The following is a 24,835-nucleotide window of genomic DNA, read 5'->3' on the forward strand; positions in this document are numbered from 1 at the left end:
ATCCTCGGCCGAACATCCACGCAGCCGGCCTGCCGAGGCGGTTCCTTCCGAACCGGTGACCCGCCTCATCGCGAGGCCGCGGCCCCGCCCTTGACCAGGCTCGTCGATGCGGCACAGGCGTGGACCGCCATCGAGAGCACGGGGGGCGTAGCGATGACCGATCTGGACACGCTGTCGGTGAACACGATTCGCGGACTGTGCATGGACGCGATCCAGAAGGCGAATTCCGGGCACCCGGGAACTCCCATGGGCATGGCGCCTGTCGCGTACGCGCTGTGGCAGCGGTTCTTGCGCTTCGATCCCGCCGATCCCATCTGGCCGAACCGCGATCGCTTCGTGCTCTCCGAGGGCCACGCCTCTGCCCTGCTCTGGTCGCTCCTGCACCTGACCGGCGTCCGCGCTGTCGATCCCGACTACGAGGTGCTGGGCCGCCCGTCGGTAGCGCTCGACGACCTGAAGTCCTTCCGGCAGCTCGATTCGCGCTGCCCCGGTCACCCCGAGTACCGGTGGACGAGCGGCGTCGAGAGCACCACCGGCCCGCTCGGCCAGGGGGTCGCCACCTCGGTCGGCATGGCGATCGCCGGGCAGTGGCTGGCGGCGAGGTACAACCGTGAAGACTTCACGCTCTTCGACTTCGACGTGTACGCGCTCGCCGGCGACGGCTGCATGATGGAGGGCATCTCCTCCGAGGCGGCGTCGCTGGCCGGGCACTTGCAGTTGTCCAACCTGTGCTGGATCTACGACTCCAACAGGGTCACCATCGAGGGCCACACCGACATCACCTTCACCGAGGACGTCGCCGCCCGCTTCCTGGCCTACGGCTGGAACGTGACCACCGTTGCCGATGCCAACGACCTCGGTCAGATCGGCCGCGCCTTCCACACCTTCCGGGCCGAGACCGGGCGTCCGACCCTGGTCCTGGTGCACAGTCACATCGGCTACGGCTCGCCGGTCGAGGACTCACCGAAAGCACACGGAGCGCCGTTCGGACCGGAGGGGGTCAGAGCCACCAAGCACGTCCTCGGAATTCCACCGGACGCGGACTTCCACATCCCCGACGGCGTGCCCGACTGGTTCGCCCAGGGCATCGGAGCGCGGGGCGCCAAGTTGCGCACGGCCTGGGAGAAGACGTTCGACGCGTACCGCAGCGCACATCCCGACCTCGCCGAGGAGCTGGAACGGATCCAGCGTCGGGAGCTCCCGGACAGCTGGGACGCCGCGCTGCCCACCTTCCCGGCCGACCCGAAGGGCTTGGCGACTCGCGATTCGTCCGGCCAGGTGCTGAACGCCGTGGCCGAGGCGATCCCCTGGGTACTCGGCGGGTCCGCCGACCTGGCACCGTCGACCAAGACCCGGCTCACGTTCGGCGGAGCGGGCGATTTCCAGCCCGACGACCGGTTCGGTCGCAACCTGCACCTCGGCGTCCGGGAGCACGGGGCTGCGGCCGTCGCCAATGGAATGGCGCTGACGAAGCTCCGCCCGTACTGGTCCGGATTCCTGATCTTCTCCGACTACGCCAAGGCCGCCATCCGCCTCTCCGCGTTGATGGAGATCCCCACCGTCCACATCTTCACCCACGACTCCATCGGCGTCGGCGAGGACGGACCCACTCACCAGCCCGTCGAGCAGCTCGCCGGGCTACGCGCAACACCCGGGCTACTCGTCTTCCGCCCCGCCGACGCCAACGAGGTCGTCGAAACCTGGCGAGTGGTCGCCGCACTCCGCCGGGAGCCCGCAGCGCTGATCCTCTCCCGACAGGCCCTTCCCACCCTCGACCGCAGTCGGCTCGGGGCGGCCAGCGGTGTCGCGCGGGGTGCCTACGTGCTGGCGGACGTGCCCTCGGGCGAGCCCGAGGTGATCCTGCTCGCCACCGGCTCCGAAGTACCGCTCGCCTTGGCCGCGCATGACGAGCTCACCGACGAGGGCATCGCATCCCGGGTGGTGAGCATGCCGTGCTGGGAGTTGTTCGACCGCCAGCCGCGGGAATACCGCGCTCAGGTGCTGCCGCCGACGGTGACGGCGAGGGTCGCGGTGGAAGGGGCCTCGACGCTCGGCTGGGACCGGTACGTCGGCGCCGGCGGGGCCATCATCGGCATGCACACCTTCGGCGCCTCCGCACCCCTCAAACAGCTGCTCACGAAGTTCGGATTCACCCCCGATCGCGTTTCACAGGTGGCACGCGAACTGGTGGCTCGGACCTAGGAGGCGATGACGTGAAAGCGACTCAGACCCTGCACGAGCTCGGGCAGAGCCTGTGGCTCGACAACATCACCCGCGACATGCTCGACTCCGGCCGGCTCCAGCACTACATCGACGACTACGCGGTCACCGGTCTGACGTCGAACCCCTCGATCTTCGACAAGGCCATCTCCTCCGGCTCGTACAACGCGGCCATCCGCGCCAAATCGGCGTCGGGACAGCCGGATGAAGAGCTCTTCTTCGAGCTGGCCATCGAGGACCTCAGGCGAGCTGCGGATCTCTTCCTGTCCATTCACGAGAGGACGGACGGTGTGGACGGCTGGGTGTCCCTGGAGGTCTCGCCCCTCCTGGCGTACGACACGGCACGGACCGTCGAAGCGGTGAAGGCACTGCACGCGCGAGCCGACCGGAGCAACCTGTTCATCAAGATTCCCGGTACCGCCCAAGGTCTCCCGGCCATCACCGAGTGCATCGCATCGGGCATACCGGTGAACGTCACCCTGCTGTTCTCGGCCGACCACTACCGGGCTGCCGCCGACGCGTACCTGACAGGCGTCGAGCGACGGGCGGAGCGGGGACTCGATCCCGCTGTGGGCTCGGTGGCCTCCGTCTTCATGTCCCGCTGGGATGCGGCTGTCAGCAGCGAAGTACCGGAAGAGCTGCGGGACCGGCTCGGCCTCGCGGTCGGACAGGACACGTACCGGATGTACCGCGCCCTGATGGACTCGGACCGGGTGCAACGCCTGGAGAACGCCGGCGCACGCATGCAGCGCCTGCTGTGGGCGAGTACCCGGACCAAGGACCCCGACGCGCCGGACACGCTGTACGTCCACGGACTCGCCGCACCGTTCACGGTCAACACGATGCCCGACGAGACGCTCAAGGCCTTCTACGATCACGGCGAAGTGAGCGAGCCCATGCCCGTCGACGGCAATGGCTGCGACGCGACGCTGGCGCGGTTCGCCGACGCAGGCGTGGATGTCGCAGCGCTCGCGGCCAAGCTCCAGAGCGACGGCGCGGCTTCCTTCGTCGCCTCCTGGAACGACCTCCTGGCCTGCATCTCCGCGCAACGGGAGGCACTCGCCCATTCCTCCCCCTGACCGAACCGAGGGCCGAAAGATGTCCATCACGCCCCTCCTGCATCAGCCGTCGTGGCAGGCACTTGAACAACATCACGCCGAGAAGAGGAGCTGATCGTGACACGCCCGGACGACCACGTGATCGTGCTCTTCGGCGCCACCGGCGACCTCGCCAAGCGCAAGCTGCTTCCCGGACTGTTCCACCTCGCCTGGGCGGGCCTCCTCCCCGACGGCTACCGCATCGTGGGCTCGGGGCGGGCTCACTCCGCGCTGAACGACGATGCGTTCCGCGAACACGCGCGCGATGCGGTCGCCACCTTCGGACGCTGCGAGCCGTCCGGGCCGGTGTGGGAGTCCTTCGCGGACTCGCTGTCCTTCGCGGCATCGGACCCACCGGATGCGGGCCCGCTCCTCGCGGCCGTACGGGCAGCCGAGAACGCCCTCGGCGGGCAGCCACGCAAGATCTTCCACCTGGCCGTTCCGCCCACGGCGTTCGGATCCGTCATCGGAATGCTCGGCGACACGGATCTGGCGGCGAACTCGAAGGTGATCGTGGAGAAGCCCTTCGGCACGGATCTCGCTTCCGCGCGAGCGCTCGACGAGACGATCCACGCCGTCTTCGACGAATCCAGGGTCTTCCGCATCGATCACTTCCTCGGCAAGGAATCGGTGGACAACATCCTCGCCCTCCGGTTCGCCAACGGCATGTTCGAACCCATCTGGAACCGGGAGCACATCAGCCACGTGCAGATCGACGTGCCCGAGACGCTCGGCCTCGAGGGCCGCGCCCACTTCTACGAAGGCACCGGCGCTTTCCGGGACATGATCGTCACGCATCTGATCCAGGTGCTGGGCATCGTGGCGATGGAGCCGCCCGTCTCGCTCGCCGCCCAGCCGTTGCGCGACGAGAAGGACAAGGTCTTCGCAGCGCTGCGCCCCATCGAACCCGGGCACGTCGTACGCGGCCAGTACGACGGCTACCGCGACGAACCGGGCGTCGCCCCCGATTCGCAGACCGAGACGTTCACCGCGCTGCGGCTGGAGGTGGACAACTGGCGCTGGGCCGGCGTGCCGTTCTACCTGCGCTCCGGCAAGAAACTCGCACAACACCACGAGGTGATCATCCTCGGCCTGCGCGAGCCGCCCCTGCGGATGTTCCCCACCGATCTCCCCTGGCAGGAGAAGAACCGGGGCAACAGGATCGTGATCGACTTCGGGGACCCCGGGTGGATCGCCGCCTGCTTCCTCGCGAAAGAGCCCGGCCCCACCATGCAACTCGCACCAGAAGCGATGACCTTCCGCTACGCGGACTCCTTCTGCCAGGAGCATGGGCTCGAGGGCTACGAGCGCTTGATCCTGGACGCCATGCTGGACGACCAGTCGCTGTTCACCCGGTCGAATGGCATCGAACGCATCTGGGAGGCATCGACACCGTTGCTCGAGAATCCACCACCGCTACGGCCGTACGCCCCCGGCTCATGGGGACCCGAACCGGCCGTCAGCGACCTGATCGCGCCACACCGGTGGTATCTGGAAGACGCCGACGACGCCGGTCAGAAGTAGACCCGGCCCCACCGAGGCCGAAACCAGCTCGCGCCTCTCGACGCCATTGCCGACGGCCCGGATCGAACGTCGAGAGGCTGTGACAGGCCTCATCGACGAATACCACCGAGCAGCCTGACAGCCCCGGCGAAACCCCAGACCACAGGCCGTGAAACCATTTTGAAGCCGTGCAGGGTCGCGGTTAGGCATTCGTCGGGGCGAGATCGAGCCCTTTCCGGAGTGCGTCGACCGCAAGGCGTCGTTGGGAGATCGCGTTCTTCTCTTCAGGCAGCATTTCGGCGTAGGTCCGTCCGTCACCGCTGCTCGGGACGAAGATGGAGTCGTAGCCGAAGCCGTTGTCGCCACGTGGTTCTGGGGCGATTGTCCCGTGCAGGCTCCCGGTGAACACCTGCACATCGCCGTGGGCATCGGCGTAGCCGATCGCGGTGGTGACCGTCGCGGCACGAGCGGGATCGTCCCCGACCATCGTCAGAACGCCGTCTACCCCGCGCGCCTTGAGAACCCACCTGATCAAGGCGCCGGGGAAGCCGTTCCACGCATCCAGCGTGAGACCGGTGTCATCCACGAGCACTGGGGAGCCGAGCAGGCGGTAGGCCTCTGCAGCCTTGCGGCGGACCACTTCGGTGACATCCAGTGACTGGATTTCCACCAAGTCCTCGCAGACCGGGGTGACGGGGGTGCCGAGCAAGGACGCGTACTCGCGCGCTTTGCCCTCATTGCCCGTGATCAATGCGATCTTGGTAATCACGCGAGTGCTCCCGATGGTGAGTCGTGGATGTGCAGCCAGTGACGTTGGAAGTCGGTGAGCCGGATGGTCCGCTCTTGGGAGAGCAGGAGGCTACCGCAGAGAGCAGCCGTGTCTCCTTCCCGGGAGCGGTACGTGATCGATGAGCACGTCTGGTACCAGGCGTGGCCGGCCAGCGTCCAGTCGATGGCGATGTGGGCGGACCTGACCAGGCGAGGAGCGGATCTACTCGGAAGCACGACTCCGGCCGGGGCCCGGCTGAGCGCCACGAGCCAGTTCTTCCGCCACCTCCGCCGCGACATGGTCCAGGCGGCCGAGCATTGGCGCCGAACCGTCTCCGCCTCGACCTGAGCCGCTCCGCCGAGCTGGAGCCTGCCTGGCGCTGGGAGGGAACCTCCCGACCTCGCCCGGCGTCACACCTGGCGTGATCAACAAGCTGGCCGAACGCATCGGCTCCTGGCGCTCCGTCCACGCCAACTCCGATGGCGCCGAGGCGGACTCGCTCGTGTTGGAGTGCGCCCGCCTGCTGACCGATGATCCCGATGGCGAACGAGCTCCACTGTGGACCTTCGGGTTGGCGGCGATGTCGGAGTACGTCGCCTGGCGGCCCGGCGACGGTGTCGCGGACGTCGTGGTGGACGCGCTGCTGGCCGCCGATCGGGCATTGCGGGACCGGTCGTGCGGTCATCGCGGGCACCCGTACGAGAAGGTGGTGGCCGAACTGGAGGACGACGACATCTGGTGCCACGGCCCCGATCTCGGCGATCTGGAGCGGCTGCGGGCCGACGAGGAGTGGTGGTGCCCGACCAACGTCGCCGGTTTCGCCCGGATCACCGCGGACGTGATCGCCCCGTTCTCCGCGGGTGAACTGCCCGAGGACCTGCCCCGCGACGACGAGTCGGACATCAAGGACCTGGACGGCATCCTCAACGACTACCCGTACGCCGACCCGCGCTGGACCTTGGAATACCTGGCCGGCTCGTTGCCCAGCCACCCGACTCGCGGTGTGCGGGCCGGTTACGTCGTGACGATGTACGCCAGCTGCTGGTACGCGGTCTCCGGCCGGATCCGGACGTCGTCCGTGCTCGACGAGATGATCGAGGGCCTGGAGGGGGTGCTGCCCCAACTCGGGGACGGCACCTGCGCCCACGCGCCGGACGAGCACCCCGAAACGGGCTTCGACGCTGCAGGCACGGCCGCGGACGGTATCCGGCTGCGCAGTCCGGGCGGCAGGGCGTGCCTCGCGGCATGGCACGACGAGGACCCGCTCCCGGTGCGGAACTGGCTGTGCCCCGCCTTCCTCCGCGGCCTCGCCGAGACGGCGTTGGGCGAGTTGCGGCAGGGGCGGGAGACGCTGTTCGGCAGCCGGGACACCGCGCGCCTCGACGCGGAATTCCTGCGCCCCGACGGAAGAATCGACATCGGCTCGTTGACCGCCTTGATCGAGGACAACCAGTTCGACGAGCATCGCGACGTGCAGGAGGCAGGACTGTGGGCAGCCCGCCGGTACGCGGCACTGGCGGCGGACGCCGATCCGGTCGAGCGAACCGTTCCACTGCTGATCGCCACGTGGTGCGTCGAGATCGTGGAAATGCCCTACGGCGTGTCGAAGGACATCCGGGACATCCTATCCACAGTGGACTCCGACCCGGCGGAAGGTCAGTGCACCCACGGCGATGCGCACCCCGCGGAGAGCCGGGACCTGCAGCAGCACCTCAATCACCTCTACGCGCCGGCAGAGTTCGCGGAGCCCGCCGACGTCAGTGCACCTGACGCCTGGCTGTGCCCCCGCCACCTGGCGATGGCGGCACGACACGCGATCGAGGAGATCAACGAGAGGTTCGAGGACGAGGACGATTACGCGGCCGAGGACGAGGACGATCCCGGAACGACGTCCGCCGACTGAGTCGCATGCTCAGCCGGAGTTGCGGGAAGGCTGATCCTGTCCGGGATTCGGGACTGTAGGCTGTCCTCGCCTAGTCGGTCGGCCAGGTGTTTGACGTACTGGTGGCACGGGACCTGGATCGGCCCGTCCGGGCCTTCCGCGGGGTAGTCGAACGGGCCTTCGTCGGTCCAGCCCTGGCGTTGGCAAAAGTGGCGCGCGGGCGTTGCCAGTGGCGACAGCGAGCCAGGCTCGGCCGTGCCCCTGCTCGCCGACGAGGCGCTCCGCCTCGGTGAGCAGCAGAGCTGCCACGCCCATCTTTGACCCGCATCGTTTCTTCCGTCGCTCACGCATTCCCGCTCCTCACGCCGACCGGAAACTTGCTCCCGCACACTGCAGGTCGTCTTTTTCCGTGGCAACATGACCGCTGTGGAGCGTGGGGGCGATGACACGGACGACCGCCTCTCCTCCGACTGCGGTCAGCACCGCACGGCTGCGGCAACGCCGGGCCTGCTGACCGTAGGGGTGGAAGAGGAGTACTTGCTGGTCGATCCGGCGACGCGGAAAGTGGCCCCGCAAGGGCAGAAGGTCGTGACTCGGGCGTCCTCCTCCGGACTCGGCGAACGAGTGACCACCGAACTGACCCGCTACCAGGTCGAGGCGCAGACCGAACCGCAACCGCCATGGATGGCCTCGGCGAGCAAATCCGGTCGATGCGGGCCGCTGTCGCCGACGCGGCGGGTCGCTACGGTTTGCGGGTCATCTCCAGCGGATCTCCCGTCCTGGGCCTGTCTGGTCCCCCGCCCATATCCGAAGGGCCACGGTATGCGCAGAGCATCGCGACTTTCCGTGCGCTGGACGACGCGCACACCGCCTGCGCCTGCCATATTCACGTCGGCGTGTCAGACCTGCCCCAGGCTCTCGAGGTCAGCAACCACGTGCGCCCCTGGCTTCCGGTCCTCATCGCCCTCTCGGCCAACTCGCCGTATTGGGCCGGCAGGGACACCGGCTATGCGAGTTGGCGAACGATATCTCTAGCACGCTGGCCGGTCGCCGGTCCGCCGCCGTTCTTCGAGTCTCCCGCGCACTTCGACGAGCTCGTCAACGGGGTCATCGAGACCGGTGCCGTCATGGACCGCAGCGGGCTGTACTGGGACATCAGACCCTCCAGCCATGTGCCGACCCTGGAGATCCGGGTGGCCGATGCCGTTGCGACCGCCGATGAGACCGTCCTGCTCTCCGCGATCGTCAGAGCCATGGTCGCGACCGCGCTGAGAGCCATCGACGCCGGGGAGCCGGCACCGCGTCCACAGTCGGAGATCGTGCGCGCGGCCTGCTGGCGTGCCGCACGAGACGGCTTGGCCTGGGAAAGCGTCGACCTGCCCGCCACCAGCCTGATTCCCGTGACGGCCCGGGTCGATCAGCTCCTGACGTGGATCGAGCCTGCGCTGCGACACCACGGCGACCTGGAGCTGGTGCGGTCCGGATGGTCACGACTACGCGCCGACGGCAACGGTGCCGACCGCCAGTGCCTCACCTACCGACGCCGCGCCAGCTTCCCCGATGTCGTCGACGACCTCATCGCTTCCACCACCATCAGTGGAAGCGACAGCGTAGCTCTGGCACAAAGCCCGTGATTGCGGGGCTAGCCGCGCCCAGCTGAGCATTTCGCGGGGGCCTGGGCCACTCTGCCGCACGGTCTGCCGCGCGATCGATTGACGGGGAACGACGAGCAGGAAGGCGCCCGATTCCCACACCTAGTTAATTTCGGTCACCACTGACGTCATCGTCTTAATCGACAGGTGAAGTGCGCACCGGGAATCCGGCCCCACGCGGCGGAGGCGGCTTAGCACTGCGCGAGCGACAGGTCGATGCCGGTGACGGCGATGACCTTGACCGCCAAGGCGGCCACGGCGGCTCAACTCAGCCTGTAAGCCACCGCAGCGCGCCACCGAGCGCGTCGCACGATGGGTCCACAATGGAGTCCAACATGCCGGGCGCAGCACCGCAGATGATTGCGCGGCACACGCAACTCGGCCGTCAAGTCGGCTGCGGTGGATACCGGTCCGGTCGACATGTTGACCGACCGTGCTGTTCTGGACATCGCCGGCTATGCCGTGGCCGATCAGGCAGCGGAGTGCTCGCAGGTCCCCGCGCCTCGCCGCGCCGCGAACTAGTGCGCAGAACCTGTTCCACAGGTGGCGCATCAACCTGATCGGAATCCGCGTGTTGCCAGTGCTGTCAGGCTCGGTTTCTGCGATGTGCGTATGGACAAGTATCTAGAACGTGTTCTAACCTGACCAACGCTTGAACTGCCACTCGTCCGAACAAGGTCTGCTTGCGGTGAAAGGCGTCGGGATGTCTGAGGCTGATTACGTCGTTGTGGGCGCGGGCAGCGCCGGATGTGCCGTGGCGCGACGACTCGCCGAGCGGGGATCCAGCGTCATCCTGGTCGAAGCCGGGGCCCGGGACGACCGAGGGCCGTTGAAGAGCCTGTTGAGCATCCCGGGTGCCATCGCGGTGGTGCACTCCACGCCGCAGCTGAAGAAGTTCTTCGACTGGGGCTACAAGTCGGTCCCCCAGGAGCATGCGGCCAACCGCAAGATTCCCCAGACCCGTGGGAAGGTGCTGGGCGGATCCAGCTCGGTCAATGGCATGCTCTTCGTCCGGGGCAACCGCGAGAACTACGACGATTGGGCGAACGACGGCTGCAAGGGCTGGTCGTACGACGACGTCCTGCCGACGTTCAAGCGCCTGGAGCACTGGGAGGGCGGTGCGAACGACTTCCGGGGGGCGGGCGGTCCGATCCGCGTCCGGAAGCAAGACGGCCTGACCGAGGCCGCGCGGGGCTTCATGGACGCGGCGACGAGCCGCCTCGACGTGCCGATGCTCGACGACTACAACGCGGAAGGCCAGGAGGGCATCGCGGCCGTCCAGCTCAGCGCCGATCCCGGTGTGCGGTACTCCGCGTCGAAGGGATACCTCCACAACGATCCGGTGGACGATCTCACCATCGTCACCAATGCGACCGTTTCCAAGGTGGTGCTGAACGGCTCACGCGCTACCGGGGTGGAGGTCATCGGCAGGAACGGCAGCCGACGCGTCATCAGGGCTGGGCGCGAGGTCATCCTGTCCGCTGGAGCGTTCGGTTCCCCTCAGCTCCTCATGCTGTCCGGCATCGGCCCGGCGGACCACCTGCGCGAGCACAGCATCGAGGTGCGGGCGGACCTGCCGGTCGGGGACAACCTCCACGATCACCTCTTCGTGCCGGTGTCGTTCCGGATGGACTCGGCCCTGCGCAGGCCGACCCCGTCGTACTTCGCGCGCGGCCTCGCCCGGGAGTGGTTCCGCCCCGGCTCTGGCTGGGCCGGCGGCTCGCAGTTCGAAGCGACCGGCTTCGTGCGCACGTCGCACGCCGGTTCGGTCCCGAACCTCCAGCTGTTGAGCCTGTACTGGGTTTACCCGATTCCGAACCAGGACTCCGACAAGGCGGTGCGACCGCCTTCGACGAAGCCCGGGCAGAGCGTCTTCCCGACGTTGATCTACCCCGAAAGCCGCGGCACCGTTCGCCTGTCCAGCGCGGACCCGCTGGCCGCGCCGCTGATCGACCCCGCGTACCTGAAGGTCGGCAAGGACAGCGACGTGCTTCTCGAAGGCATCAAGATGGTGCGAGAGGTGATGGACGGCGTCGGCGACAACCAGGGCGAGATCGGACCGGGCCAGCAGTACTCGGACGAGAAGGAACTGCGCCGGGTCCTCCCGGACTACGTGCACAGCGTCTACCACCCGGTGGGGACCTGCCGAATGGGCGCGGACGAACGAGCAGTGGTCGGGCCGGACCTCAAGGTCCTCGGCATCGACGGCCTCCGAGTCGCGGACGCCTCGGTGATGCCATCCATCATCGGCGGCAACACCAACGCCCCCTCGATCATGATCGGCGAACGCTGCGCAGACCTGATCCAGAACTGAAAGCCCTGGCGGGAGAATCCGTCGGTGAGGACCAGGTCTTCGTCGAGCACGCCGGTTAGAGAAGCACGACGAGCATCCCCCAGCTGGCGAGCGGGGCCACGATGATCAGAGCGGCACCCCACAACAGCAACACCCGGTACGTCGCGGTGCGCTGGTGCTCAGGCACGTTGGCCACGATCAAGGCTCCGTTGGTGGAGAACGGGCTTGCATCGACCACCGACGACGACACGCACAGCGCCGCGAGCAGCGCAGTCGCGTCGAGGTGTCCACTGAGGAGCAGCGGAGCACTCAGCGGTACGAGCGCTCCCAAGATTCCGGTGGTCGAAGCGAACGCCGAAACCACGCCACCGATGAGGCAGAGCAGCAAGGCAGCCACCAGCGGCGCCCCTACCGCCGTCACACCCTGACCCAACGCATCCACCACGCCGAGCTGTTCCATGACCGAGATGTAGGTGACGATGCCGCACACCAGCAAGACGACCGGCCATGCGATGCTGGTCGCCCCGGCCTGCGCCGTCTTGCCGAACAGCAAAGCGAGCACGACCGCGACGCTCAACGAGGCCACACCCGTGTCCACGCCGAACCCGGTGACGGCGACGACCATCGCCAGGATCCCGGTCAGCGTCACGACCTGCTCCACGCGGACGCGGGTCTCCGGCCGCGTCCGCGTCGCAACTGCCCCACCGATGCCAGCTCCATCCGGGAGATCATCAGTTTGCTCGAGGGCACTGATCCCGTGATTTCGGAAGATTACGACGGTGCCGAGCGCCACGATCACGTTGAAGCCGAAGGTAGCGCCGAAAAGCACGAGCGGATCGATCGTCAACCCGTGCTCGGCGGCCGCACCGAGCGCGATCGTGCCGAGCACTCCGACCGGGGAGAAGCTGCCGGCCGCCGCGCCGTTGACGGCCATCAGCCCGTTGAGCAGGGGACTGGCGCGGTGTTTGACGGCGAAGGCGATCCCGATCGGCGCCACGATCGCCACGGCGGCCGGTGACGCCGCACCGATCGCGGCGAGCGCGGTAGCTGTGAGGAACACGATCCAGGGCATGAGCTGCTTGCGGCCGCGAACGGCGGACATGGCCAGCCTGACCAGCCAGTCGATCGTCCCGTTGGACTTGGCGATGCCGAACAGGAACGTCACCCCGACCAGGGTGATCAGCAACGACACCGGGAACTCGTCGAGGAGGTCGCCGGTAGCGATGCCGTTCAGCGAACACAGCAGGAACGCCGCGACGAGCGCGATCGCCCCCATGTTCACCGGCCGCAGCGACCCGAGGAGAAAAACCATGATCAATCCGGCCAAGGCCGTGGTCAGCACCATTGCTGAGCCTCCTTGTCGCAAGGCAGGCACGGGCCCGCCCAGGGGTGTCGGCTACTGCTCGTCGAGCCAGGTGAGGACGGATTCGGTGTGCTCGCCGAGTGCGGGTACCGGGCGCATCAGCGCCTCGTTGCCAGCGACGGTGACCGGTGGCACGAGCGCTTCGATCTCGCCGACCGGTGTCCACACGGGACGCCAGCGGTCGCGGGCGCGCAACTGCGGATGCTCGGCGAACTCCGCCACGGTGCGCTGGCGGGCGTAAGCGATCGGGGCCGCATCCAAGCGGCGGAGGGCCTCGTCCGAGCCGAAGGTCGCGAAGATGCCCGCGATGATGCCGTCGAGCTCGGCTCGGTTGGCCACGCGGGAGCTGTTGTCCGCGAACCGCGGATCAGAAACCAGATCCGGATTTTCCAGCACCACGTCGCAGAACCGCTTCCACTCGCGCTCGTTCTGCAGGCCGAGGTTGATGGTCACGCCGTCCCCTGCGGTGAACGGACCGTAAGGCGCGATCGTGGCGTGACTGGCACCGGCCCGCGCAGGCGCGGTGCCGCCGTAGCACGTGTAGTGCAAGGGGTAGCCCATCCACTCCCCCAGCGCCTCCAGCATCGACACCTCCAGCGCCGCTCCTCGCCCCGATCGCTGCCGCTCGAGCAGCGCGGTGAGGATGCCGGTGTAGGCGTACATGCCGGTTGCGATGTCGGCGATGGAGAGGCCGACCTTGGACGGGGTCTCCTCGGTACCGGTGATGGAGACCAAGCCGGTTTCGCACTGGATGAGCAGGTCGTAGGCCTTCTGCCCGGAGTAGGGGCCGCCCGCCCCGTACCCGGAGATGTCGCAGGTGATCAGCTCAGGTCGCGCCTGCCGCAGGTCCGCAGCCCCGACACCGAGGCGTTCGGCCGCTCCGGGCGCGAGGTTCTGCACGACCACGTCTGCCCGGTCGATCAGCCTGCCGAGGACCTCCCGGCCGGCTGCCGACTTGACGTCGAGTTCGACGCTCTCCTTGCCCCGGTTGAGCCACACGAAGTGACTGGCCATCCCCTTGACCGTCGTGTCGTAGCCGCGGGCCAGGTCGCCCGCTCCGGGGCGCTCGACCTTGATGACCCGAGCACCGAGATCCGCGAGCTGCCGGGTGGCGAACGGCGCGGCGACCGCTTGTTCCAACGATACGACGACGACACCGGAAAGGACGCCAGCAGCCTGCTCGGAAGAGTGGTTGTGTTGCATGACGAACATGCTGCGGAGACCTGCGCAGACAAGTCCAATGACGGATTCTTGCCAGAACCATGCGTCGCGCGCATCATTCCGGCATGGAGATTCGAGACCTGGAGTGGTTCGTCGCACTCGCCGAAACCGAACAGGTCACCCGCACCGCCGAGGGGCTGCACATCACGCAGCCCACCCTGTCGCGTGCCGTCAACCGGCTGGAGAAGCACTTCGGCACCAGCCTCTTCGACCGCACCGGCAAGCGCCTCCGGCTCAACCGGTACGGCGAGGTCGTCCGGGCACACGCCGCGCGCGTCCTGGGGGAAATCGACGCGGCCGAGCAGCGGATCGGCGCGATGCTCGACCCGCAGAGCGGCGTCGTGTCACTGGGATTCGTCACCTCCTTCGGCTCCTGGCTGGTGCCACGCCTCATGCAGGAATACCGGCAGCAAGCTGCGTCCACGCAGTTCCTGCTCGAAGGCGGCCCCGCCGATCAAGTGCTGGACATGCTGCGCCACGAGTCGGTGGATGCGGCCATCTGCAGCCCGCAGCCGCGGGACGAGGACATCCACTGGCACCCGATCGCCGAGGAACCACTCCGCCTCGTGGTCGGCGACCAGCATCCGCTGGCGAACGCGAAGAAGATCGACTTGGCGCGAGTTTCGGACGAGACCTTCGTGGCGCTGCGCCCGGAGTTCGGCTTGCGCCAGATCTTCGACGCGCTATGCACCAAGGCCGGCTTCACACCTGCGGTTGTCGTGGAGGCAACAGAAATCCCCACCCTCTGGGGCCTCGTCGCATCCGGTGCAGGCGTGGCGGTGTTGCCCGTCCCCACCCCTGGTCCCCTGCCGAAGGGCACCAAGCAGCTGTTCATCAAGGACTCCGGCGCCGTGCGGACAGCCGGGTTCGCCACGCTGAGCACCCGCCAACAATCCCCACCGGTCGCGCGCTTCATCGAGTTCGTCCACGATCATCCGCTGATCAAACGCTGAGAGGTCCATGCGCGACGCGCATCGATGCCATAGCGAACGGCCATCGATCCGAAGTGGTCAGTGGCGTCTCCGGACCGGCAAACTGACGCCATGACGGCTGACAAGAACTACGTGCCCGGCTGGACCGGCCGCTACTTCGACGATTTCCAGGTCGGGGACGCCTATCGCCACCCCTTGGGACGCACCATCACGCGGACCGACAACATCTGGACCACCCTGCTCACGCAGAACACCTCCCCCATCCACTTCGACGCCCACTACGCGGCGCAGACCGAGTTCGAGCGCCCGCTGGTCGACTCGACGTTCACCCTCGCGCTGATCACGGGCCAGTCGGTGACCGACCTGTCGCAACACGTGTTCGCCAACCTCGGATGGGACAAGGTCCGCCTGCCGCACCCGGTCTTCGAAGGCGACACCCTCTACTCCGAATCCGAGGTCCTCTCCATCCGGGAATCCAGGTCCCGGCCCGAGATCGGCATCGTGACGGTGCGCACCACCGGCTTCAACCAGCGCTCCGAAATCGTCATCATCTTCGAGCGCACGCTGATGGTCTACAAGCGAGGCTGCGGCCCGGACTTCACCGCGGTCCGCCCTGAATGGGACGAACTGTCCAGGAAAGCCCTCGATCACTGACCTTCCTACCGGCCCACGCTCACTGCACGACTACTCCGCAAGAGCAGACGTGTTCGAGCAACTGGCTGTTCGGGCTGGACTGCGCAGGACTGCCTCTTGACACCCGGCTCGACACCATCGACAGGCGCTTCTGCGCCACTGCGGACCAGTTCGTCGTGGCCAATGCCAACGGGATGAGCGTCGTCTTGCCGGTGCCCGACGGCTACCAGGACCGCCGCGCCAAGGCGTCGGTGACGTCGTCAAGCACCGCGCGCACCGGGAGATCGGGAAAGTCGAGCACAACGGGCCCATCCAGCCACCTCGGGAGCCCGGCTCAGCGGACCGCGGTCGCGATCTCGTCGTCGACGTGCCGCGGCCGCGCGGCGACGAACCCGGCGACCAGCTCGACGACCAGGCACGCGATCAGCAGGAGCAGCGGTGCGGTCCAGCCGCTCGTCAGGTCGTTGAGGGCACCGATAGCCAGCGGGCCGAGTGCGGCGAGCGCGTACCCGGCGCTCTGCGCGAAACCGGAGAGCTGAGCGGCGGTGGACGCCTCGCGGGTGCGCAGCGAAATGAGCGTCATCGCGAGCGGGAAAGCTCCGTGCAGGCAGGCCAGCAGCACGACCCAGAGCCAGGGTGCGGCCGCCGGGGCGAGCAGCAGGCCGGTGTATCCGGCGAGTCCACCGAGGACGATCCCGGCGACGTAGGGCCGCTGGCTGCGGCTCTTCGCGGCGAACCGGGGAAGCACCAGGCTGATGGGGATCGCCGCCAGGGCCGACGCGGAAAGCATCAGGGCCGCGGTGTCCGCCGCGATACCGGCGCCGATGAGGATCGCCGGGAGCCAGCCCATCACGGCGTAGGCGCTGAGCGCCTGGAGTCCGAAGAACGCGGCGAGGCCCAGCGCGGTGGGGCTGCGGAGCAGGGCCGTCGGCGGGTGCACCCGGTGCGGGACCGGTTCTTCGTCGGCCGGCGCGCGGCGCCGCCGGAGCAAGATCACCCACGGCACCAACGCGACCGCCGCGACGAGGGCCCAGCTCCCGAGGCCGCCCCGCCAGCCGTACCCGGTCGCCTCGCCGATCCCGACGGTGGCCCCGGCGGGCAGCGCGACGCTGGCGGCCGCACCCATGGAGTAGACCCCGGTCATCAGGCCGACACGGCGCGGGAAGTACAGCTTGATCAGCACCGGCATCATGATGTTGGCGACCGCAATGCCGGCCAGCGCGAGCGTGCTGCCGAGCACGAAGCTCGCCGAACCGCCCGCGACCGCCCGCCAGGCGAGGCCGACGACGATTACCGCGACCCCGCCGAGGACCAGCTGCGCCTCCCCGATTCGGCGGGACAGCGCCGACGCCAGCGCGCCGAACGCCGCGAAGCAGATCACGGGCAGGGCGGTGACGACCCCGGCCAGCGTCGCGCTCATCGCCAGCGCCGCACGCACCTGGTCGAGCACCACGCCCAGGCTGGTGACCGCGGAGCGCAGGCTCAGCGCAGTCACGACGATCCCGCCGCCCACCAGCCAACGCGCGAGGCGATCCACCTGCTGGGAATGCGTCGTCTTTGTGACCACTCATCCATGATGGGTGGTCACATGTGCCCAGTCAATGCCCTTCGGCGGTAACCTTCGGGGGTGGACCTCCCCTACGAGCGCCCCGAGGACCGGCCGACCGCGCCCGCCCCGCTGGACCGGGTGCAGGAGTTCGTCAACACTCGGATCAACTTCCGCGAGACCGGCGACTTCCGCGACGAGCTGTCCTCGCCCGCTGCACTGCGAGACTGGATGAGCGCGCAGGGGTTGCTGCAACCGCGCGCCCGGGTCGACGCGGACGACCTGGAGCGCGCCATCGTGGTCCGCGAGGGCCTTCGCGCCCTGCTCGCGCGGCACAACGACGCGAGCGAGGCAGACGACAGCGACGCGCTCCGCACGCTGGACGAGGCCGCGATGACACTGCCCCTGCGGGTGCGCACCGCCGGGGGCCAGGAGCTAGCTCTCCGGCCGGTCGCCCAGCAGGGCATCGAGCACGCGCTGGCCACGCTGCTGGCGGACACCTTCACGGCGCGGTCCACGGGCGAGCTCGCCCGGCTGAAGACCTGCCGCGATTCGGCCTGCCGCTGGGTCTTCTACGACTCGTCGAAGAACCGCTCCGGCACCTGGTGCGCCATGGGCACCTGCGGTGCGGCGTCGAAGAAGCGGCATTTCACGGAGCGGCGCCGCGAAAAGCGCCGCCAGAGATGATCGCAAGTCCGGGCTCGCGCAGGCGCCGTCCTCTTTGGACAGGAATGCGAGAATCGAGCCGAGCAGGGCCGAGTTCGCGTCAGCCGCCCTCGTAAGCGCTGCCGACCCCGGCTCGCACCGCGGCCGCCCCCTGCGGGCTCATCGCCAGGCGCGAATAGAGGTCGACCAGCGCTCGGGCCAGCAGCTGGTCGCCCTCCGGGCCGACCATCTCTTGACTTCCCCGGCGCTGCCGCGCTACCAACCGCCATCGAAGCGGCCACGCCCGTGCTTGACCTGCTCGGCGTCGGGAACAGCACCACACTGGTCATCAGCGGCGCCACCGGGGGCGTGGGCAGCGCCGCGCTCGCCGTTGCGCGAGACGCACGCGTGATCGGGACCGCCGGCCCGGCCAACGCCTTGAGCCGGATCAGGCGGTGATCGAGTGCCGGCACCCAGCCGCGTTCACCGATTGGCGGCCAGCACTGCCGCGAGGCCCTCTTGCAGATCCTTGACGAAATACTCGGGAACCTCCAGCGACGGGAAATGTCCCCCGGTTTCGGGCACCCTCCATCGGACGATCTGCCGGTACCGCTCCTGCGCCCAGGGGCGCGGACACTTCTCGACGTCGCGGGGATACATAGTGAGTGCTGACGGGACGTCGACCCGAAGTTCGGGGTCCAGCGAGTTGTGGCTTTCGTAGTAAATGCGGGCCGCCGATGCGCCGGTCCGCGTCAGCCAATACAGGGTGACGTCGTCAAGTACGCGGTCTCTGGAAATCGTCTCGAACGGGCTGTCTTCGGTGTCCGACCACTCGGCGAACTTGTCGAGGATCCAGGCAAGAAGCCCGACCGGTGAGTCGACGAGCGAGTAGCCGATGGTCTGCGGTCGGGTCGCCTGCTGCTTCGCGTACGCCGCGCGGTGGCGCCAGAAATCGCGGGTTTCCTCGGTCCACTTGCGCTCGACCGCCGTCAGCCCGTCCGTTGTCAACCCGGGCGGTCCCTCCGCGAACGTTGTGTGGATGCCGAGAACGTGCGCCGGGAACCTGCCGCTGAGAACCGTGGTGATATTACCTCCCCAGTCGCCGCCGTGGGCTGCGAACTTGCTGTAGCCGAGCCTTTCCATCAGTTCCACCCATGCGGCCGCGATCTTTTCGGTTCCCCACCCGGTGGTGGCCGGTTTGTCGCTGTAACCAAAGCCCGGTAGCGACGGGACCACGACGTGGAACGCCGGCGCGTCTGCATCTTTCGGATCCGCCAGCTCGTCTACTACATCGACGAACCGCGCAATGCTGTCTGGCCAGCCGTGCGTCAAGATCAGAGGAGTGGCATCCGCGCGCGCGGATCGGCGGTGCAGGAAGTGGATTCCCAGATCATCAATGGTCGTGCGGAACTGGCCGATCCGGTTGAGGCGCTCTTCGAACGACCGCCAGTTGTACCCGGTGCGCCAGTAGTTCACGACATCGACGAGGTCGGCGAGAGGAACGCCCTGTTCCCATCGACGAGGGTCGGGCGCGGCGCGATAGACCGTCTCGGCCTCCGGTAGCCGCGCCGCGGCTAGTCGCGCGCGCAGATCGTCGAGCTCAGCGTCAGTCGCGTGGGCTTCAAATGCTTGCACGTCGCTGGTTGGACGGGGCATGAGACCTCCTGGTCATCGCGGCACCGGCTACGACCTATCGCGAACCGGCTTAGGCGGTTCTAACATGCCTCCATGCCAGCGTGCAACCAGCTAAGGTGGTTCCATGCGTGCTGGGTTCCCTGACTTTCGCCTCGGTAACGTGCTAGCGACCAGCTTCACGGCGACGCTGACGGAGCGTCGTGGCGACGCTGTGGAGCGCATTCCCACGCCGCACCGACTCGTCGACTGGCTGGCGGTGAACGGCCTCGCCGTGGACTCCTGCACCACTGCCCAGCTCGAACTCGCTCGGGAACTGAGGGAGTCGATTCACGCCGCCGCGACAGCGGCCGCGATCCAGGACGCTCTCCCCGCATCTGCTGTCCAAGTCATCAATGACTGCAGCGCCCAGGGTCGGGCCGCGGCTATCCTGACGCCCGAGGGCAAGCGGCGATGGCGGCTCAGCTCGGCTTCCTGCGTAGAAGATGCCCTCAGCGTGATCGCCGACGACGCGATCAGCATCATCGCAGGCGAACGAGACGGAAAATTGGCCTTGTGCGCATCACCAACTTGCCAAGCCGCCTTCTTCGACACCAGCCAAAGTCGCACCCGCAAATGGTGTGACATGAACACGTGCGGGAATCGTCAGAAGAAAGCACGCTTCAAGGCCAACCAGCGCAAGAACCCCAGATCAGCGGAGTGATCGCTACCTCGGTACATCCAAGTGGGCCCTGGCGGCACCACCAAGAGCCATCCGACGCCTTCGATCAACGTCCTCAATCAGTACGTCTACGTTTACTGATCGGCGACGTTCATTCACGAAGCACAAACAGCTTCCGCCGCACCAGCGGCATCCGGCCCGGGACTGGAATTGGTATCCGTGTCGATTTGTGCATTGCTGACCACGCAGAAACCGGAGTCTGGCCCGGATACGGCGGGAGGGGCAGGGGTAGGCAGCTGGCGATCTCCCACGCAGCCGTGCGTATTGGTGATACAAAAGTCGGGGCCCCTGGGCCGAGAAGGCGCCTGAGGTTCCGCTACGCGCACCGTCAGGCAAGATGACCCGCGCGACCAGTAGGCTCGATGCGTGCCGAACTTCGCCGAGTGGTGGGCCTACTTCGGGTCTGTGCTGTTGATCGCTTTCGTGCCCGGTCCCGGCATGCTCTACGTGCTGGCCCGAAGCATCCGAGGTGGCTCCCGCGAAGGCGTGTTCTCCGCTTTCGGCAACACCCTGGGCGCTTCGGTGCACGCGCTTGCGGCGGCCGTCGGGCTGTCGGCGCTCCTGACGGCCTCGGCTGTGGCGTTCACCGTGGTGAAGCTCGTCGGTGCGGCCTATCTCATCTACCTCGGTGCCCGCGCGTTGTGGGAGATGCGCACGGCCGTCGGCGGGCAGCCGCCGGAAGCGCCGCGGCAGCGCGGGTCCGCGGTGCTGCAGGGCTTCATCACCGAGGTGTTCAACCCGAAGACGGCGATGTTCTTCCTGGCTTTCCTACCCCAGTTCGTGCACCCGGAGCGAGGTTCGACCACGCTGGTCTTCCTGTTGCTGGGGGCCGTCTTCGTGGCGTTCGTGCTGATTTCCGATCTGCTCGTCGCCGCCTTCGCGGGTCCGCTGTCGGCCCGCATGGCCCGGAATCCGCGTTGGTGGCGCCGCCAGCAGGTCGCCAGCGGCACCACGTTGATCGGTCTCGGCGGGGCGCTGGCGCTGTCCCAGAACTAGGAGAATGCGCGATCATTGGTCGAAACCGCTCTGCGGAAAGCACCAGTGCGCACCCGGCTCGCGGTAGTCACTGCGCGCCGCAACACCCGGACATCGTTGGTGCTCCGCGACATCGGCAAGGCTTTCACCACGCGGGAGCGAGCCGTGCGGGCGCGACAGCACAGGACGATCAGGTACCGGCGGAGCAAGGCCACGGCCAGTCCGGCGCGCTCACGCACCAACTGGTGGACCGGCTGCACGTCTTGTTCCTGCCCTGCCATCGCGCCCGCCCTGATCCGCGCCCTTTTCCGCTCGAGGATCGTCATCTCGGAAGTCCGAGGATTCTCTCGGCGATGATGTTGCGCTGGATCTGGTTGGTGCCACGGGCGATTCGGCGGCCGCGGCTTTCCAGGAAGACCCGTTGGAACCGGTCCAGCGCATATCCCGGTCCTGCCGGGCGCACCGCCGCCTGCTCGCCGAGCAGATCCAGGGCGGTCTCACCGAAATCGCGGTGGAACTCCGACCAGTTGAGCTTGTCCACGGCCAGCAGCTCGTCCACCGACTCGCCCGCGACGAGCTTGTCGGCGATGCGCCTTCCGCTGGCGCGCATCAGCTGCACACCGAGGTGCAGCCGCGCGAGCTCCTGGCGCACCCACAGGTCGTCCAGCCGCCCGGTGTCCCGCAGTCGTTGCGCCAGGGCTTCCCATTCGCGCTGGTAGCCGAAGTGCTGGGTGGCGGCCGCACCGGCGCGTTCGGCGCCCAAAGTGGTCATCGCGACGGACCATCCCCGGTTGAGACCGCCGATGACGTTGTCGAGCGGTGTGCGGGCGCCGGTGATGAACTCGTGCGCGAACCCGTGTGCCCCCGCGGCCTGCCGGATCGGCCGGATGTCGAACCCGTTGCCGGCCATGGACACGATGGCGTAGGTGAGGCCGCGGTGCCGGGCCTCCGGGTCGGGATCAGTGCGGCACAGCAGGAACATCATGTTGGCTTGCTGCGCACCGCTTGTCCAGATCTTCTCGCCGTCGATGCGCAAGTGGTCGTCTTCGACGACACCCGTCGTGCGCACGCTCGCCAGATCCGATCCGGACCCGGGCTCGGAGAAGCCCTGGCAGTACACGTCGGTACCAGCCAGGATCGGCGGCAAGAACCGCCGCTTCTGCTCCTCGGTGCCGTGCGCCAGCACCGCGGGTGCCAGCAGGGTCTCCCCCATCCCGAGCAGTGGACGGCGCAGCCCGCGCCGGGCGAACTCCTCCTCCACCACCAGGCATTCCGCTGCGGAAAGTCCCCGCCCGCCGTACTCGGCGGGCCACGACAGGCATAGCCAGCGCCCGGCGCGCAACACGTCGATCCAGTCCCGCTCAGCCGGGCTCAGTTCGTGTTCGTAGGGTTCGTGCGCGTACTCCAGCCGCTGCCCGCCGGCACCGTGCTGGTCCAGCCAGTCGGCGACCTCGGCCTGCAGGCGCTGCAACGAGTCCATGTCCGGTGTGTCCAATGAGATCAGCTCCAGCGGTCCAGGGCCAACGACAGCATTCGTTCCCGGTGGTGGCGAGCGTCGCCGAACAGCAGTTGGCCGCTCTTGGCACGTTTGAGGTGCAGGTGTGCCTCGTGTTCCCAGCTGAATCCGATCGCCCCGTGCAGCTGGATCGTCTCCGCCGCGGCCTGCAGGTAGACCTCGGGACAGTGCGCCTTGACGACACTCGCCAAGGCCGGGAGCTCCGGATCGGCGGCATCGGCCGCATGGGCGGCGAAGAGCACCGCGGAACGAGCGGGTTCGACGAGTGCCAGCATGTTCGCGCAAGCGTGCTTGACCGCCTGGAACGATCCGATCGGACGGCCGAACTGGGTTCGCATGGCGGCATACTCGACCGCCCGGTCCAGGCAGTGCCGTGCGCCGCCGACCTGCTCCGCGCCCAACGCGATGAGGGCGATGTCCAGCGCGGACTCCGCCGCTGCGGTGACATCTCCGAGCTCGCTGATGTGGTTGGCGGGCACGGCCGCGAAATGCAGGTCCGCCAAGGTGCGGGTCAAGTCCAGGCTGGGGAGACGTTGGCGGGAAAGCCCGTTCGCTCCGGTGCGGACCTCGAACAGTGCATGACCTCCTGGAACGCTTGCCACGACCAGCACGATGTCTGCCACGTCGCCGCAGATCACAGGCCTGCTGCGGCCGTTCAACCGCCACTGGTCACCATGGCGCGTCGCGGTGATGTCGCCGGGCAGCACCACGCAGGCGATGCTCTCCCCGCTGGCCAGGCCCGGTAGCAGCCGTGCCTGTGCAGCGTCCGTCGCACCGTCGACCAGCAGTCGCGTGGCGAGCACGGCGCTGGGCAAGAAGGGGCTCGGTAGCGCCACACGCCCGAGTTCCTCCATCACGACGGCGATGTCAGCGACGCCGGATTCCGCACCCCCGTACTGCTCCGGCACCAGCATGGCCTGCAGACCGAGCTGCGACGCCATCAGCTTCCACAGCTGCCTGTCGTGGGCAGCATCGGTTTCCATCACCGCGAGAGTCGCCGACGTCGGGGCGTGGTCGTGCAGGAGCCTGCGCAGCCAATCCCGGAGTTGCTTCTGCTCTGCGGTTTCCGCGAGGCTCACGCCATCTCCCCCGAATCGCCGACCAGCCCATCCAGAGCGGCGTGCCATTCCGCCACCAGGCGCGACATCACCTCGGCGACGCTGTCGACTCCGGTCACGTAGCCCACCGATTGCCCCGCGGGGCTGTGCATCAACGGCTCGACCCGATGCCGGTCGATCGCGCCCAGCAGATCGCCGACGAGGATGTCCTGGTACGGCATCCGCAGCGGCGCCGGCGCGTCGTCAGCCGCCCATTCCTCGGACCACTTGGTCTTGATCTGCCGTAGTGTTTTCCCGCTGTCCGCTCGCGAGATCACCGTGGAATCGACATCCGCCTGCAGCAGCTTTGCCACGATCTCGGGTTCCATGGCGTGTTCGCGAGTGGCCAGCCACGCGGTCCCGGTCCACACCCCGGCGGCGCCCAACGCCAGGCTCGCGGCAACGTGCCGACCGGTCGCCACACCGCCCGCTGCCAGCACCGGAACGTCGCCGGCGATGTCGACGATTCTCGGCACCAGGGAGAACGTTCCTACCGTGCCGGTGTGCGCACCCGCGTCGTAACCCTGCGCGACGAGCAGGTCGGCTCCCAGCTCTAGTGCACGCCGCGCATGCTTCGGCGTGCCGACCAGCGAGACCACGGTCTTCCCAGTAGCTTTGGCGCGGCCGATGGTCTCCGGTGGGCTACCGATGCCCATCGCGAACATCGCGACCGGCGATGCCAGCACCGCTTCGATCTGCCGCCGCGCGACCTGCTCCGAACGCACGAAACGGGAGCGCATCCCGGACTGCCCGTCTTCGGGCACGCCGTACCGGGTGCGGAGGTCACCCACGAAGGCGCGGTGCTCGGCGGGAATCTCGCGTTCGATTGCTTCCCGATCGTCCAGCTCCGGCATGCCCTGCGGAAGCACGAGGTCCACCCCGAACGGCTTCCCACCGAGGCGGGCGTGCAGTGCGGCGAGCCCGTCGGCGATCTCTTCGGGGGTGTTGCGGGTCGCTCCCCAGACCCCGAACCCACCTGCCTCGGTCACCGCAGCCACCACTTCGATGCTGTGCGCGAAGGCGAAGATCGGGTACTCGATCCCGAACCTGTCGCACAGCCGGGTTCGCAGCGCGCCGCGCGCGATGGGATTCGGCATGTCTGCTCCTCATGACGGACGACGGTGGGCCGTGCAGCACA

Annotated in this window: 22 protein-coding genes and 1 pseudogene; 13 read left to right on the forward strand and 10 right to left on the reverse strand. The window is 67.9% G+C overall.

Annotated elements, in window-relative coordinates; translation table 11 throughout:
• Positions 1-153: 153 nt before the first annotated feature.
• From tkt to zwf, 3 genes are all read left to right on the forward strand, one after another.
• Positions 154-2,202 carry a transketolase gene (tkt, locus tag AB0H93_RS17620; protein ID WP_358573472.1) on the forward strand — a complete coding sequence of 683 codons (2,049 nt, stop codon included), beginning with the start codon at positions 154-156 and terminating at the stop codon, positions 2,200-2,202.
• 11 nt (positions 2,203-2,213) lie between these two features.
• Positions 2,214-3,299 carry a transaldolase gene (tal, locus tag AB0H93_RS17625; RefSeq protein WP_358573474.1) on the forward strand — a complete coding sequence of 362 codons (1,086 nt, stop codon included), beginning with the start codon at positions 2,214-2,216 and terminating at the stop codon, positions 3,297-3,299.
• Between the two features lie 96 nt (positions 3,300-3,395).
• Positions 3,396-4,841, forward strand: a complete 1,446-nt coding sequence (gene zwf / locus AB0H93_RS17630; protein WP_358573476.1) for a glucose-6-phosphate dehydrogenase — start codon at positions 3,396-3,398, stop codon at positions 4,839-4,841.
• 181 nt (positions 4,842-5,022) lie between these two features.
• Here the strand turns inward: zwf and AB0H93_RS17635 are convergent, their stop codons facing one another.
• The gene (locus tag AB0H93_RS17635; protein ID WP_358573478.1) at positions 5,023-5,589 is read right to left on the reverse strand and encodes a non-canonical purine NTP pyrophosphatase; all 567 of its coding nucleotides are present in this window, start codon (positions 5,587-5,589) and stop codon (positions 5,023-5,025) included.
• A gap of 108 nt (positions 5,590-5,697) precedes the next feature.
• On the opposite strand from AB0H93_RS17635, the gene AB0H93_RS17640 reads away from it, so the two are divergent.
• The 4 genes from AB0H93_RS17640 (at position 5,698) to AB0H93_RS17655 (ending at position 11,437) form a co-directional block, all read left to right on the forward strand.
• Entirely contained in the window at positions 5,698-5,937 is a 240-nt protein-coding gene (locus AB0H93_RS17640; protein ID WP_358573480.1) for a hypothetical protein, read from the forward strand.
• Positions 5,938-6,010: 73 nt separating this feature from the next.
• Positions 6,011-7,492, forward strand: a complete 1,482-nt coding sequence (locus AB0H93_RS17645; protein WP_358573482.1) for a hypothetical protein — start codon at positions 6,011-6,013, stop codon at positions 7,490-7,492.
• 659 nt (positions 7,493-8,151) lie between these two features.
• Positions 8,152-9,105 (forward strand): YbdK family carboxylate-amine ligase, encoded by a 954-nt coding sequence (locus tag AB0H93_RS17650; protein WP_358573484.1) that lies wholly within the window; start codon positions 8,152-8,154, stop codon positions 9,103-9,105.
• A gap of 721 nt (positions 9,106-9,826) precedes the next feature.
• Entirely contained in the window at positions 9,827-11,437 is a 1,611-nt protein-coding gene (locus AB0H93_RS17655) for an FAD-dependent oxidoreductase (protein WP_358573486.1), read from the forward strand.
• Between the two features lie 55 nt (positions 11,438-11,492).
• On the opposite strand, the gene AB0H93_RS17660 is transcribed toward AB0H93_RS17655, so the two are convergent.
• Both AB0H93_RS17660 and AB0H93_RS17665 read right to left on the reverse strand, forming a co-directional pair.
• The gene (locus AB0H93_RS17660) at positions 11,493-12,761 is read right to left on the reverse strand and encodes an SLC13 family permease (protein WP_358573488.1); all 1,269 of its coding nucleotides are present in this window, start codon (positions 12,759-12,761) and stop codon (positions 11,493-11,495) included.
• Between the two features lie 51 nt (positions 12,762-12,812).
• Positions 12,813-13,991, reverse strand: a complete 1,179-nt coding sequence (locus tag AB0H93_RS17665; RefSeq protein WP_358573490.1) for a CaiB/BaiF CoA-transferase family protein — start codon at positions 13,989-13,991, stop codon at positions 12,813-12,815.
• A gap of 74 nt (positions 13,992-14,065) precedes the next feature.
• On the opposite strand from AB0H93_RS17665, the gene AB0H93_RS17670 reads away from it, so the two are divergent.
• Both AB0H93_RS17670 and AB0H93_RS17675 read left to right on the forward strand, forming a co-directional pair.
• Complete coding sequence (locus AB0H93_RS17670) at positions 14,066-14,953, forward strand: LysR family transcriptional regulator (RefSeq protein ID WP_358573492.1); 888 nt, start codon at positions 14,066-14,068, stop codon at positions 14,951-14,953.
• 90 nt (positions 14,954-15,043) lie between these two features.
• Entirely contained in the window at positions 15,044-15,586 is a 543-nt protein-coding gene (locus tag AB0H93_RS17675) for a MaoC family dehydratase (RefSeq protein WP_358573494.1), read from the forward strand.
• A 313-nt stretch (positions 15,587-15,899) separates the two neighbouring features.
• Here the strand turns inward: AB0H93_RS17675 and AB0H93_RS17680 are convergent, their stop codons facing one another.
• A complete protein-coding gene (locus AB0H93_RS17680) occupies positions 15,900-17,132 on the reverse strand; it encodes an MFS transporter (RefSeq protein WP_358573497.1) in 1,233 nt (410 codons plus the stop codon).
• Positions 17,133-17,192: 60 nt separating this feature from the next.
• Here AB0H93_RS17680 and AB0H93_RS17685 point away from each other — a divergent pair, with 60 nt between their 5' ends.
• The gene (locus AB0H93_RS17685) at positions 17,193-17,798 is read left to right on the forward strand and encodes a CGNR zinc finger domain-containing protein (protein ID WP_358573499.1); all 606 of its coding nucleotides are present in this window, start codon (positions 17,193-17,195) and stop codon (positions 17,796-17,798) included.
• Between the two features lie 79 nt (positions 17,799-17,877).
• On the opposite strand, the gene AB0H93_RS17690 is transcribed toward AB0H93_RS17685, so the two are convergent.
• Positions 17,878-18,006 (reverse strand): hypothetical protein, encoded by a 129-nt coding sequence (locus AB0H93_RS17690; protein ID WP_358573502.1) that lies wholly within the window; start codon positions 18,004-18,006, stop codon positions 17,878-17,880.
• On the opposite strand from AB0H93_RS17690, the pseudogene AB0H93_RS17695 reads away from it, so the two are divergent.
• A pseudogene (locus AB0H93_RS17695) lies at positions 18,003-18,191 on the forward strand (NADP-dependent oxidoreductase); the annotation flags it as partial. The gene AB0H93_RS17690 and the pseudogene AB0H93_RS17695 sit on opposite strands and share 4 nt — an antisense overlap.
• A 48-nt stretch (positions 18,192-18,239) precedes the next feature.
• Here the strand turns inward: AB0H93_RS17695 and AB0H93_RS17700 are convergent.
• Positions 18,240-19,412 carry an epoxide hydrolase family protein gene (locus AB0H93_RS17700; protein WP_358573504.1) on the reverse strand — a complete coding sequence of 391 codons (1,173 nt, stop codon included), beginning with the start codon at positions 19,410-19,412 and terminating at the stop codon, positions 18,240-18,242.
• 103 nt (positions 19,413-19,515) lie between these two features.
• On the opposite strand from AB0H93_RS17700, the gene AB0H93_RS17705 reads away from it, so the two are divergent.
• Positions 19,516-20,091, forward strand: coding sequence for a CGNR zinc finger domain-containing protein (locus AB0H93_RS17705; RefSeq protein ID WP_358573506.1), 576 nt, complete (start codon positions 19,516-19,518; stop codon positions 20,089-20,091).
• 384 nt (positions 20,092-20,475) lie between these two features.
• Positions 20,476-21,105 (forward strand): LysE family translocator, encoded by a 630-nt coding sequence (locus tag AB0H93_RS17710; RefSeq protein WP_358573508.1) that lies wholly within the window; start codon positions 20,476-20,478, stop codon positions 21,103-21,105.
• Here the strand turns inward: AB0H93_RS17710 and AB0H93_RS17715 are convergent.
• The 4 genes from AB0H93_RS17715 to AB0H93_RS17730 are packed head-to-tail and all read right to left on the reverse strand — an operon-like array spanning position 21,102 to position 24,794.
• Positions 21,102-21,410, reverse strand: coding sequence for a hypothetical protein (locus AB0H93_RS17715; RefSeq protein ID WP_358573510.1), 309 nt, complete (start codon positions 21,408-21,410; stop codon positions 21,102-21,104). The genes AB0H93_RS17710 and AB0H93_RS17715 overlap by 4 nt on opposite strands.
• Complete coding sequence (locus AB0H93_RS17720) at positions 21,407-22,564, reverse strand: acyl-CoA dehydrogenase family protein (protein WP_358573513.1); 1,158 nt, start codon at positions 22,562-22,564, stop codon at positions 21,407-21,409. Before AB0H93_RS17720 ends, AB0H93_RS17715 begins: the two co-directional genes overlap by 4 nt.
• Positions 22,565-22,584: 20 nt before the next feature.
• Complete coding sequence (locus tag AB0H93_RS17725) at positions 22,585-23,679, reverse strand: acyl-CoA dehydrogenase family protein (RefSeq protein WP_358573515.1); 1,095 nt, start codon at positions 23,677-23,679, stop codon at positions 22,585-22,587.
• Positions 23,676-24,794 (reverse strand): nitronate monooxygenase, encoded by a 1,119-nt coding sequence (locus tag AB0H93_RS17730; RefSeq protein ID WP_358573517.1) that lies wholly within the window; start codon positions 24,792-24,794, stop codon positions 23,676-23,678. The genes AB0H93_RS17725 and AB0H93_RS17730 overlap by 4 nt, the downstream gene beginning before the upstream one ends.
• Between the last annotated feature and the right edge of the window lie 41 nt (positions 24,795-24,835).

It is taken from the genome of Saccharopolyspora sp. NPDC050642 (assembly GCF_040654735.1).
GTDB classification, from domain to species: Bacteria; Actinomycetota; Actinomycetes; order Mycobacteriales; family Pseudonocardiaceae; genus Saccharopolyspora; species Saccharopolyspora elongata.